This is a genomic window from Actinomycetospora sp. 2LY8.5, from assembly GCF_057180585.1.
Map to the genome: position 1 here is coordinate 16,787 of NZ_JBXUHE010000063.1, position 11,296 is coordinate 28,082.

At 69.7% G+C, this 11,296-nt stretch carries 12 protein-coding genes; 5 read left to right on the plus strand and 7 right to left on the minus strand.

Annotated elements, in window-relative coordinates; all coding sequences use genetic code 11:
• Nucleotides 1-18 precede the first annotated feature (18 nt).
• The 7 genes from AC2A1K_RS33455 to AC2A1K_RS33485 all read right to left on the minus strand — a co-directional run bounded on the left by AC2A1K_RS33455 (nucleotide 19) and on the right by AC2A1K_RS33485 (nucleotide 6,987).
• Nucleotides 19-498 (minus strand): Zn-ribbon domain-containing OB-fold protein, encoded by a 480-nt coding sequence (locus tag AC2A1K_RS33455; RefSeq protein WP_483900673.1) that lies wholly within the window; start codon nucleotides 496-498, stop codon nucleotides 19-21.
• An 18-nt stretch (nucleotides 499-516) separates the two neighbouring features.
• Nucleotides 517-1,737 carry a thiolase C-terminal domain-containing protein gene (locus tag AC2A1K_RS33460; protein ID WP_483900674.1) on the minus strand — a complete coding sequence of 407 codons (1,221 nt, stop codon included), beginning with the start codon at nucleotides 1,735-1,737 and terminating at the stop codon, nucleotides 517-519.
• Nucleotides 1,734-2,747 carry a beta-ketoacyl-[acyl-carrier-protein] synthase family protein gene (locus AC2A1K_RS33465; protein ID WP_483900675.1) on the minus strand — a complete coding sequence of 338 codons (1,014 nt, stop codon included), beginning with the start codon at nucleotides 2,745-2,747 and terminating at the stop codon, nucleotides 1,734-1,736. Before AC2A1K_RS33465 ends, AC2A1K_RS33460 begins: the two co-directional genes overlap by 4 nt.
• 75 nt (nucleotides 2,748-2,822) lie before the next feature.
• Nucleotides 2,823-3,323, minus strand: a complete 501-nt coding sequence (locus AC2A1K_RS33470; protein WP_483900676.1) for a MaoC/PaaZ C-terminal domain-containing protein — start codon at nucleotides 3,321-3,323, stop codon at nucleotides 2,823-2,825.
• Between the two features lie 2 nt (nucleotides 3,324-3,325).
• Nucleotides 3,326-4,507 carry an acyl-CoA dehydrogenase family protein gene (locus AC2A1K_RS33475; RefSeq protein WP_483900677.1) on the minus strand — a complete coding sequence of 394 codons (1,182 nt, stop codon included), beginning with the start codon at nucleotides 4,505-4,507 and terminating at the stop codon, nucleotides 3,326-3,328.
• Between the two features lie 34 nt (nucleotides 4,508-4,541).
• Nucleotides 4,542-5,279, minus strand: coding sequence for an enoyl-CoA hydratase/isomerase family protein (locus AC2A1K_RS33480; RefSeq protein WP_483900678.1), 738 nt, complete (start codon nucleotides 5,277-5,279; stop codon nucleotides 4,542-4,544).
• Nucleotides 5,280-5,343: 64 nt separating this feature from the next.
• Entirely contained in the window at nucleotides 5,344-6,987 is a 1,644-nt protein-coding gene (locus AC2A1K_RS33485; protein WP_483900679.1) for an AMP-binding protein, read from the minus strand.
• A gap of 68 nt (nucleotides 6,988-7,055) precedes the next feature.
• Between AC2A1K_RS33485 and AC2A1K_RS33490 the strand changes: the two genes are divergently transcribed.
• From AC2A1K_RS33490 to AC2A1K_RS33510, 5 genes are all read left to right on the plus strand, one after another.
• Nucleotides 7,056-7,661, plus strand: coding sequence for a TetR/AcrR family transcriptional regulator (locus AC2A1K_RS33490; protein ID WP_483900680.1), 606 nt, complete (start codon nucleotides 7,056-7,058; stop codon nucleotides 7,659-7,661).
• 262 nt (nucleotides 7,662-7,923) lie between these two features.
• On the plus strand, nucleotides 7,924-9,090 hold the full coding sequence (locus AC2A1K_RS33495) for an LLM class flavin-dependent oxidoreductase (protein ID WP_483900681.1): 1,167 nt from the start codon (nucleotides 7,924-7,926) through the stop codon (nucleotides 9,088-9,090).
• 171 nt (nucleotides 9,091-9,261) lie between these two features.
• Nucleotides 9,262-10,023 (plus strand): SDR family NAD(P)-dependent oxidoreductase, encoded by a 762-nt coding sequence (locus AC2A1K_RS33500; protein WP_483900682.1) that lies wholly within the window; start codon nucleotides 9,262-9,264, stop codon nucleotides 10,021-10,023.
• A gap of 30 nt (nucleotides 10,024-10,053) precedes the next feature.
• Nucleotides 10,054-10,890: an SDR family NAD(P)-dependent oxidoreductase gene (locus tag AC2A1K_RS33505; protein ID WP_483900683.1), complete on the plus strand. Its 837-nt coding sequence runs from the start codon at nucleotides 10,054-10,056 to the stop codon at nucleotides 10,888-10,890.
• 133 nt (nucleotides 10,891-11,023) lie between these two features.
• Complete coding sequence (locus tag AC2A1K_RS33510; RefSeq protein WP_483900684.1) at nucleotides 11,024-11,215, plus strand: hypothetical protein; 192 nt, start codon at nucleotides 11,024-11,026, stop codon at nucleotides 11,213-11,215.
• Nucleotides 11,216-11,296: the final 81 nt, after the last annotated feature.

Here is an 11,296-nt window from a genome sequence, read left to right on the forward strand (position 1 = left end):
GACGCGGAGGTCGGGGGCTCACCACCCGTCCACGACCTCCCAGTGGAAGTCGGTCACGCGGGCCTGACGCTGGTCGTGGAAGACCGCACGCATGCGCGTGCCGGGCCTGAGCACCTTCGCGGCCCCTGCGGGATCCGTCAGGTCGACGCCTCGCACGAAGTTGCACATCGCGCTGTCGGCGCCGTCGGGGGCGACGTAGGCGACGACGTGCGGCGGCTCGGGGTAGCCGGGGAACGCCGCGTAGGTGATCGAGAAGGTGACCAGTGTGCCCTCCGGGCCCACGTCGACCCAGTCGTCGGAGGTCGCTACGAAGCAGTCCTCGCACAGGGAGCGGGCCGGCACGCGCAACCGACCGCACTGCGGGCACGGCGAGGCGCGGAGTACCTTGTCGTCGCGCAGTCCGATGAGGAACCTGCTGGCCGCCTGGCCCGCGGCGTGACTGAACTCGAGCTCCCAGCGCGCTGGGATCGTGATGCGTTCTCCGGTGGTGCTCGTCATGGCTGGTTCCCCTCTGCTTCAGGTACGCGGGTCGTTCCCGGAGACGACCGCGACGCCGTAGAACTGCGAATCCCCGCCGGCGCCCGCGGCCAGCGCCGTGCGGGCTCCGTCGACCTGGTGTGCGCCGGCTGTCCCGCCGACCTGCCGGGCCGCCTCGACGAGCCGCACGAGCGCGGTCGCCGAGATCGGGTTGCTGCACATGACCCCACCTGACGGGCACACGGCGACATCGCCGTCGATGTCCCAGCGGCCCTCCCGTGACATCTGCACCGCTGTCCCGGGCGCGGCGACCCCCATCGCCTCCAGCATCATCGGCTCGTACGGCGAGAACGGCACGTACGGTTCGATGACGTCGAAGTCCGCGACGGGGTCCGTGATGCCGGCCATCGAGTACGCGTCCTGGCATGCGAGCCGGAAGTTGTCCATGGCGATGTACTCGTCGGCGAGCCCGGCGTCGCCGGCACGCTGCCGCATGCGGTCGCCCATGAAGTACGTGTCGGTGCGTCCGGTGATCGCACGGATCCATGCCGGGGTGGTCGAGAGCCGGTCGGCCACGTCGGCCGAGGTGATCACGGTGGCCGCTCCGCCCGAGGAGCGCGGGCACGACATCCCGACGCGCACGGGCCAGGTGAGGACGGGAGTCTGCATGACGTCGGAGGGGGAGATACGAGTGCGCAGGTGCGCGTACTCGTTGAGCGCACCGTTGTCGCGCAACCGCGACGCGATCTCGGCGAAGTCCTCCTCGGTCGTGCCGTATCGGTCCATGTACCGCACGGCCATGAGCGAGCAGTTGGCGATGGTGTTGAGCGGCATCAGTGCTTCGTACGCCGGATCCCAAATCTCGTTGAGGACCCGCTGGGCGCCGGCGGTGTTGTCACCCATGCGCTCCACGGCCAGCACCAGCACGGTGTCGAACCGACCGGAGGCCACCCCCCACCAGCCCACCTGCGCCGCGGAGATACCCGTCGCCCCGCCGGTGTGCACGCGGGTCAGCGCGCGACCGCGTATCCCCAGGGCGGCGGCGGCGGTTTGCTCCGGGTGTCCGATGCCGTGCAGTGGGTCCGGGGCGACGCCCAGCACGACGGCGTCGACGTCGCCCATCTCGAGACCGGCGTCCGCCAGCGCCAGAGCGGCCGGTTCGACCATGAGCTCACTGAGGTCCACGTCGTCGCGACGGGTACGGAAGTGTGACATCCCCGTCCCGACGATGGCGGCGAGCCGCTTCGGAGTCCTGGTCATGCTGCGCCTCCGAGGACCGTCACGAGGTTGCCCTGCCCGGCGTACCCGTAGCTCGAGTGAGCCATGGCGACGGCGCTGCCCGACCGCACGTGTCCGGCGGCTCTCGCCACGCACTCGAGGCCGGCCGCGAAGACCGGGTTGCTCGCCCACAGTCCGCCGCCGGGGTTGAACCGGGTGAGGACGCCGGCGTCGAATCGCTGCGCGGCCTCGGGGATCGAGCACAGACCGAGCCCCGCCGCGGCGAGCGGAAGGCGGATCACCGATCGGTCGGTGGTCTCGACGGGCACCTCCGGGTCGAGCGTCGTGCCGGCCTCCGCCAGGGCCTTACCGGCGATGGTGGGAAGGCTGCCGAGGAGTCCGCCACGATCAGGTGGCATCGCCGCGTCGGTGCCGAACGCGAGGCCGCGGACCGCGACCGCGGCGGGCTCCTGGGTCAGGACGAGCGCGACCCCTCGCTGGGTGGGGCGGGGCCGGTGTGAGTGGCGCAGCGGGTAAGCGATCCAGCTGCCCGATCCGCCCTGCCCGTACCGAGCTGCCCAGCGATCCAGCGCGTCGACCCCGACGTCGGCCTGCCGCAGGAACTCCTGCGCGCAGAGCGCCTCGCCGACGTCCGGGTGCAGGCCGAGAGGGCGGGCGAAGACCGGCTCGGGATTGACGCTCAGCGCCGTCGCCGTGTCACTGGCGTCGGGTTTCGTCCACGAGACGGCCAGGACGCAGGCGGAGACGCCGGCCTCGATCCGCGTGACCGCGGTGGAGAACGCCAGGGACCCGTCGTCGGCCACCTTCACCTCGTCGCGTAGTCGGGCACCTGCGGGGCCGGCCGTGTGCATCGACGAGATCGCCCGCCCGTCCAGCTGGTCGGAGGCCGCCAGGCAGACGCCGTCGATGTCGTCGCGCGTCCTCCCCGCGTCGCGAAGGGCACGGCGGGACGCCTCGAAGACGAGCTCCTCCAAGCTGAGGAACGCGTCGGGCTCCGGTGCCGCGATCCCCACTCCTGCGATGTACACCACGATGACGGTCGCTCCTCGGGACGGCTCAGAGAAGGTGATCTTCACCTTGCACGCGGATGTGCGGTGGAACGTGGTTCACGGCGCTGCGGGCTGCGCGTCCGACGTCGCTCGGCAGGCGACCAGGCAGCTGAGATCGAAGTCCATCAGGCGGGTGCCGGCGCCGTTGTCGAGGTGGCATTCGAGCCGAACCGCGGCGCGCCCGCGCCGGCCCGGCTCCACGGAGGAGACGACGAACCAGCCGGTGACCTCGTCGGCGGGACGCGTCGGGCTCAGGAACCGGAGTCGGTCGATCCCCCGCCCGACGATGACGTTCCAGCGGTGCCACTCCGCGTCGACCGCGAGCCGGATGTAGAGCGCCAGCACGTGCACTCCGCTCGCGATGATCTCGCCGAACGGGCCCGTCGCGGCGTAGGCGGCGTCGACGTGGAACGGCTGGGGATCCCACCGCGCGGCGAACGTCACGATGTCCTCGGTGGACACCGTGGTGGTCCCGACGTCGTAGCGTCCCCCGACCTGCAGGTCCTCGGCGTAGACCGATCGGCGATCGCCGGCCGAGCCGGTTCGCGGCGCCGGCACCCCTACCCGCCACCCACGCCGAGCTCCCGCGAGATGAGGAGCCGCTGCACCGCCGAGGTTCCCTCGCCGATCGTGAGAATCCGAGCGTCCTGGTAGTGCCGAGCGACCGGGGTGTCGTGGATGAAGCCATAGCCGCCGTGCAGCTCGGTCGCTTCGTACCCGACCTTGTTGGCGATCTCACCCGCCACGAGCTTGGCCACGGCGGCTTCGCGATCGAACGCCACCCCGTTGTCGTACTTCCACGCCGCGTCATAGGTCACGAGCTTGGCCACGCCGACCTGGGCCGCGATGTCGGCGACCGAGAACGCCACGCTCTGGTGCTGGCCCAGCTTCCGGCCGAAGGACTCCCGATCCCCGACGAAATCGACGGTCCCGTCCAGGCACGCGCGGGCCAGCCCGGCGGCGAGCGCCGCGATGGGGATGCGGGCCCACGTGAGCAGCCGCAACGCTTCCCGCAGTCCGTCACCTTCCTGGCCGATCAGCGCCGTCGCGGGAAGGTGCACGTCGTCGAAGAACAGCGGGTGCGTGTCGGAGGCCCGCCACCCGATCTTGTTGTAGGCCGCGCCGACGGTGACGCCGTCGGCGTCGAGCGGGACGAGGAACGCCGAGACCGCTGGTCGTCCGTTCGGCGACCGTTCGGTCGCGGCGAAGGTGATGACGAAGCGAGACATGGGTGTTCCACAGTTCGTGATGAACTGCTTCGCGCCGTTGAGTACCCAGCCGTCGCCGTCACGGGTCGCTCGGGTCTGGACGTCGCCGGCGTCCGAGCCTCCGCGCGGTTCGGTGAGCCCGAAGGAGATGAAGCCGGTGCCGGCCGCCGCCGCCGGGAGGACCTCGCGGCGAAGGTCCTCGCGGTCACCGGCGAGAGAGTGGAACAGCGCGGTGTTACAGGCCTGCACGTGCGCGGTGAGAGCGATCGACGAGTCGGCGTAGGCGAGCTCCTCGATGGCGATGCACAACGTACGCATGTCGGCACCCGCGCCGTACGGCTCGGGGAGGAGCAGGCCGAACACCCCGAGCTCGCCCACCTGCTTGACGACGTCGACATCGAAGGTCTCGTCGATGTTGCGCCGGGTCGCGTCCGGTCGTACCACGGTCTCGGTGAAGTCGCGCATGGTGTCGCGCCACGCAGCATGTTCCGGGGTCAACGCCCACGGGACGTCGACGAAGTCAGACCTGCTCATACCTGTTCCTTCTGCGGTGGGTGGCTCGACGAGGTCAGTCGGCGAACCGCGGCGAGCGGTGCGCGACGAAGGCGGCGACGCCCTCGGCGAAATCGGCGGAGTGGTCGTGCCGTTCGTGCGCGAGCACTTCCAGCCGCAGCGCGGTGTCGACGGGCTGGTCCAGACCGTCGTCGACGAGCCGCTTCATGAGGGCCAGACCCGGGCGGCTGTGCCCGGCGAGGTGGGTCGCCAGCTCGGTCGTCCGGGCGGTCAGGTCCTCCCGAGCGACGACCTCGTTGACCAGCCCCCATCGCGCGAGTTCCTCGACGGGGAAGCTGCGTCCGGTGTACATCATGTACTTGGCGACGGTGGCGCCGACGATCCGCGGCAGGCGCACCGCGCCGCCCGCACCCGGGAGCAGCCCGTAGGTGGCGTGGGCGTCCCCGATCTCCGCGCCTGCGGCGGCGATCACGAGATCGCAGGCGAGAATCAGCTCCAGGCCGCCGGCCACTGCGATCCCGTTGACCGCCGCGATCACCGGGACCGGTAGCCCGGCGAGCCGCCGGACGACGCCGCTGACATCTCGGACGAACTGCACCGCGCCGGCGGCGTCGGCATGCCCGTCGGACCGCGCGATGGCCTTGAGGTCGGCGCCCGCACAGAAGGCACGACCGGCACCGGTCAGCACCACGACACGCGCCCGAGACCGCTCGATCTCGTCCATGTGCGCGTGCAGTGCCCCGATCGTCGCGGCGTCGATGGCGTTGAGGACGTCGGGACGGCTCAGCGTCACCGTCGCGATCGGACCGTCGAAGCTCAACCGGACAGGCGGGGCGGGGGGAGAATCCTTCCGGGGCTCAGTGGACATTGCGATCCGTCCCCACCCAGTACGGCTGCCGCAGCGCCTTCTTGTCGATCTTTCCGACGGCGGTCGTCGGCAGTTCGTCGACGAAGTCGACACTCTTCGGTGCGTAATGGGAGCCCTTCTTGGACTTCACCAGCTTCCGCAGCTCGTCCGCGGTCACCGACGATTCCGCGCGCCGGACCACCACCGCCTTGACTTCCTCGCCCCATCGATCGTCGGGAACCCCGATGACGGCGGCGGAGGCGACTCCGTCGTGGCCGAGCAGCACGTCCTCGATCTCCCGCGGGAAGACGTTGAAGCCACCGGTGACGATCATGTCCTTCTTGCGGTCGACGATGTGGTAGTACCCTTCCTGGTCGCGGTACGCGATGTCCCCGGTGTGCAGCCACCCGTTGCGCAGTGTCTGGGCCGTCAGTTCGGGCTGTTTCCAGTAGCCGGTCATGCAGGTCATCGTGCGGATCACGACCTCACCTGGCTCCCCCACCGGCACCGGGACGTCGTCGTCGTCGACGACGTCGACCGAGGCGCCCGGGACGGGCCGCCCGCAGGAGTCCATGAGGTCGGGTCGGCGCACGGGGTCGTGCTCGTCCTTCCAGAGCGACGTGCCGTTGGCGAGGCACTCGGTTTGCCCATAGATCTGCATGAAGACCGGGCCCAGGCGGTCGAGGCCCTCGGCGAGCCGGGCCGGCGCCATGGGCGAGCCACCGTAGGCGAGCGTTTCGAGCGACGTGGTGTCGACGTGATCGATCGCCGAGGAGTCGAGCAGGCTGGAGATCATCGTCGGGACGAGGAACGCCAGGTTGACGTGCTGGTCCTGAACGGTGCGGAGGAACCGGTCGGGATCGAACGACCGGTGGAACAGGACGGTACCGCCTGCGACGAGAGTGGCCAGGACCTTCAGGAACGCCGCATGTGTGATGGGGGACGTGGCCAGGTAACGGGGACGGGCCGGCATCTGCCACATGACGGGCGCGTTGAGGGTCAGGTGGGCGACGGCGCGATGGGACAGCACCGCGCCCTTCGCACGTCCCGTGGTGCCTCCCGTGTAGATGACGCGCTGCGGCTGCTCGCGGTGCACCGCCGGTCCGCCGTTCAGGGCGACCGCAGGCCGCTGATCAGCCGCAGCGAGCAGGTCGATACCCACCTGGGAGGGGCCGAGGCTCAGGACGTGTTCGAGCGCGGACGAAGCTCTCCGGATCTCCGCCGAGCGATCCTCGTGCACCGGGTCGACGAGCAGGACGGTCATCTCTCCGTCGTCGATCATCGAGGCTTGTTCCTCGGCCGCCGATAGTTGGTGCAGGCCGGCGAAGCGCCCACCGAGGAGAGCGGTCGCCAACTCGGCGAGATAGATCTGCGAACAGTTCTGAGAGAGGCCGGCGACACCGACTCCGGGTCCGACGCCGAGCTCCTGCAGGACCGGAACGATGCGACCGATCAGGTCACGCGCCTGCGCGTAGGTCGTCTCCCTGCCGTCGTCGTCGACGAATGCGACGCCGTCGGACCTCCGCGTGAAGGCGAAGTGGACGAGAGCGTTGAAGGTGGACGCTTCCTCGGGCAGCATGCCCGACCTCCGTTCTACCGAGCGCTGTGTCGACAATAGCTGCGCCTCGACGAGTTGGCGAGAGGAGGCCGTCACCGCGCGGCGGTGCAGCCGCGCGCCCCTGTACCGTTCGAGCGCTGTCGGTGCCGGGGGAGGAGGACGGTGTGCCCCGAGGCAGGAAGGCCGCCCGTACCATCTCGGAGAACGGGACGATCGAGAAGATCCTCGTCGCCGCTGCTGCCCTCTTCGCCGAGAAGGGGTACGCCGCGACGACGACCCGGGAGATCGCCGAGCGGGTCGACCTCGAGCGGGCGTCGCTCTACTACCACGTCGACTCGAAGGAAGACGTCCTCCACCGGATCTGCCGTGCGACGATGTCGGACGCTCTCGACGTCGCGGAGCGGGTCCGGGACGTCGAGGATCCCGCCGATCGGCTGTGGGACCTGATCGTCCTGCACATGACGACCATCCTGCGCAACCGCTCGGCCAACGTCACGATGCTGCTCGAGATGCGCTCACTCACCGGTGATCGCCTGGACGAGATCGTCCGCATGCGAGCGGTCTACGAGGGCACGGTTCGTAGCTACGTCGCCGAGGCGCAGGCGGCCGGGCGGGTGCGGACCGACCAGTCGCCCAAGACCCTCACCCTCGCGATGCTCAACATGTGCAACTGGACGCTCGTCTGGTACGCGCCGGACCGCACCCTGACGCCCGAAGCGCTCGGTCACTCGTTCGCCGAGATCTACCTCGACGGTGCGATCGTCAGGTAGAACGCGGACCGAGCCGACCGAGGTGACGACGCCAGTCTGGGCGGCCGCACTCCGCGACATCTACCGAGCGCGGTGTTGACAGCGGTACGACGCATTCGTAATCTGCTGTCAGCAGCATCACACCCGACACGGGTCGCGTGTCGGAAGTGATCTCCCCTGGTCACTTCCCCCTCCCGGGCGATGTGCGTACCCCATCGCTCGACATGCGGGAGGGGTGAAGCCGGCACGCCCTCGGTGTCTCACCAAGAAAGGGTCTCGTCACGTGAGCCGACTTCGCTTCGGCGCGCTCGTCGCGCCGTTCCACAATCCGAACCAGAGCCCGACGGCCGGGCTCTACCGGGATCTGAAGCTCGCCGAGACACTGGAGGAACTCGGATTCGACGAGTTCTGGTGCGGTGAACACAGCTCCGCCGGTACGGAATACATCTCGTCGCCCGAGATCTTCCTGTCGCACGTCGCCGCGAGGACGAAGCACATCAAGCTCGGCTGTGGCGTGATCTCCCTGCCTTATCACAACCCGCTGAACGTCGCCAACCGGATCATCCTGCTCAGCCACCTGCTGCGGGATCGGCTGATGGTGGGCTTCGGCCCGGGTGCCATCCCGACGGACGCCGCCATGCTGGGCCTCTCGCCCGAGGAGCAGCGGGGAGCGCTACGGGAGGACATCGAAGTGCTCCTGCGTCTGTTAGACGGGGAGAAAGGCGTCACCAAGACCACGCCGCGCTATCGCATCGTCGACGCGCACTGCCAGTTGCGGCCCTTCGACGAACTGGACCTCTCCACGACCGCCATTCTCACCAACAACGGTCCGATCCTGGCCGGCAAGCACGGTCTCGGGCTGCTGTCGGTCGGGGCCACCATCAGGGAGGCCTTCGAAGTCCTCGACTCCCACTGGACGGCCGTCGAGACGTCGGCTGCTCAGCACGGGAAACAGGTCAGTCGGCGTTCCTGGCGGATGGCCGCGCCGATGCACATCGCCGAGACACAGGAGCAGGCGATCGAGGACGTCCGTTACGGCCTGGACGAGTGGGTCGACTACACCCAGCACACGCTGTCCGCGCCCCATTTCCGCGCTGCGGGGGCGACGTTCGACGAGCGGGTCAAGCTCATCAACGAGTCGGGGTTCGGCGTGATCGGCACCCCGGAGGACGCGATCGCCCAGATCCAGCGGCTGATCGCACAGAGTGGCGGGTTCGGCACCTACCTCTTCCTCGCCCACGAGTGGGCGAGACCAGCCGCGACCCAACGCCATTGGGAGCTGATCGCCGACGAGGTCATGCCGGCGATCCAGGGGTCCACCGAGAGGATGCTGGAGTCGAAGGCCTACGCCCGCCGGCATTTCGCCGCCCTCGATGCCAAGTCCGCCGTCGCGATCGAGGAGGCCAACGCCCACGCGAAGCGGGAGCTGGAGGGAACCGGCAGCGTCTGAGGCCGGCACCCGTCACTCCTTCGCGGCCATCGGCCGCGCCACCGCACGTCAGGGGCCGGTGATCGGACCTCGGGACGCCCCGGCGCTCCCCGGAGACGCTGGGCGCTCGAACGCACCGCCGTCCCCGAGCCCCCGCACGACGCCCTCCATCACGAGCTCCGAGAGGCCCAGATGAACAGGTTCGACGGCAAGGTCGCCATCGTCACCGGTGGCGCGCAAGGAATCGGCAGGGGTGTCGCGCTGCGCCTGGCCCGGGAAGGAGCCAGCATCGTCGTCGGCGACGTCCAGGCCGACGAGACGACCTCGGAGCTCATCCAGTCCGAGGGCGGCAAATGCGTCCACGTCGTGATGGACGTACGACGCCGGGAGGACTGGGCGCGGCTCGTCGAGGAGACGCAGCGCGGCTTCGGCGCCGTGGACTGCCTGGCCAACATCGCCGGCGTCACCAACACCCTGACGGCCGACACCGTGCTCGACGTCGACGACGCCGCCTGGGACCACGTGGTCGACACCGACCTGAAGGGTGTCTTCTGGGGTATGCAGGCCGTGCTGCCGGCGATGCTGGAACGAGGCGGCGGGGCGATCCTCAACATTGCGTCGATGGCCGCGCTCAAGGGGCTCAAGAACCTCGCCGCCTACACCGCGGCCAAGGGCGGCGTGCTCGCCATGACCCGGCAGGCCGCCGTGCAGTACGGAGCCGAGGGCGTCCGGGTGAACTGCATCTGCCCCGGCACCATCGACACCCCGATCCTCGGCACCATCACCGACAGCCTCCGCGACGACTTCGTGGCCGCGCACATCGTGCCCCGCCTCGGAACACCTGACGACATCGCGGTCGCGGCCGCCTACCTCCTGTCCGAGGAGGCGAACTTCACGACCGGAGCAGTCCTGCCGGTGGACGGCGGCTGGAACTCGAAGGGCAGCAACACCTAGAGCGACACACAGCGAGAACGGAGCACACGCATGGTTGACATCGCCGCCCCGGTGGCATCGGAGCTCGAGGGAAAGACGGTGGTCGTCACGGGGGCGGGCCGAGGCATCGGCCAGGGCATCGCCTCCGCACTGCTGCAGGCCGGCGCCAACGTGGTGGGGTTCGAGCTCGAGGAGGACCACATCGCGAAGGCCGATGCCGAACTCGCGGGCGGGGACCGGCTGACGTGGCACCAGGGCTCGGTGTCCGTCGCCGCCGACGTGGACGCGGCGTTCGCGCACGCCGCCGCGACGTTCGGGCCGGTGCACCATCTCGTCAACAACGCGGGGACCGCCTTCCTCACGCTCGTCCACGAGACGACCGAGGAGGAATGGGACATGATCGTCGACACGATCATGAAGGGCACCTTCCTCTGCACCCGGGCCTTCGCCAAGCAGGCGATCCCCGACGGAGCCGGCCGCTCGATCGTCAACATCGCCTCTCTCAACTCGATCGCGGCGACCGACGGGTTCGGCCACTACTGCGCCGCCAAGGCCGGAGTCATGCAGTTCGCGCAGAGCTGCGCGGGCGAGCTCGGGCGGTACGGGATCCGGGTCAACTCCATCGGTCCCGGGACGGTGCGGACGCCGCTGGCCGAGGCCTTCGTGACAGGGGATCTCGGCCAGCAGTTCCTGGATCGGACCCTGGTCGGACCTGTCCGGCACCAGGAACCCTCCGACATCGCCGACGTCGCCCTGTTCCTGATGTCGTCGGCCGCCGGTCGCATCACCGGCCATTTCATCCCCGTCGACGGTGGTCAGCACGTCCGCGGATTGCACTCCTACTGGGACGTGGCCGAGGCCGCCGGCCTGGTCGCCCGGAGGACGTGACGGGACGGGCTCTGCTCGCGGTCGGCGACGGCGAGCTCGGGCCGGGGCAGCCTGCCCGGTCGGGTGCTGGACGGCCTGATCACGGCGGTTCCCGCTGCTCGGTCTCGCTGTCGTGCCTCGACCGGGGTTGCCGATGACGGTCCGTCGTGTTCCCGCCGCCGAGCGTTGCCGGTTCGTGGCGACCATGGCGAACGAGCAGGCCGCCGACACGGCGAGGAGGGCGGCGACCGACCTCGATGTGGCGCGCGTGGCCGGCGGCGAGGGCCACGAGGTCGTCGGGCGGGACGCCCGCCGACCGACACGGGATCGATCGTCGCATGTCTGACGCCCACGTGGCCCCTCGCCCCTCGACTTTCGGCATGCGGTGTCATAACCTCCGCTCGAGGGTTGGAGTGTCGTTCATCAC

Bases quoted from the DNA above. Each gene is read 5' to 3' on its own strand.
- AC2A1K_RS33500 (WP_483900682.1), top strand. From the start codon at position 9,262: ATGAACAGGTTCGACGGCAAGGTCGCCATCGTCACCGGTGGCGCGCAA.
- AC2A1K_RS33455 (WP_483900673.1), bottom strand. From the start codon at position 498: ATGACGAGCACCACCGGAGAACGCATCACGATCCCAGCGCGCTGGGAG.
- AC2A1K_RS33460 (WP_483900674.1), bottom strand. From the start codon at position 1,737: ATGACCAGGACTCCGAAGCGGCTCGCCGCCATCGTCGGGACGGGGATG.
- AC2A1K_RS33505 (WP_483900683.1), top strand. From the start codon at position 10,054: ATGGTTGACATCGCCGCCCCGGTGGCATCGGAGCTCGAGGGAAAGACG.
- AC2A1K_RS33510 (WP_483900684.1), top strand. From the start codon at position 11,024: ATGACGGTCCGTCGTGTTCCCGCCGCCGAGCGTTGCCGGTTCGTGGCG.
- AC2A1K_RS33475 (WP_483900677.1), bottom strand. From the start codon at position 4,507: ATGAGCAGGTCTGACTTCGTCGACGTCCCGTGGGCGTTGACCCCGGAA.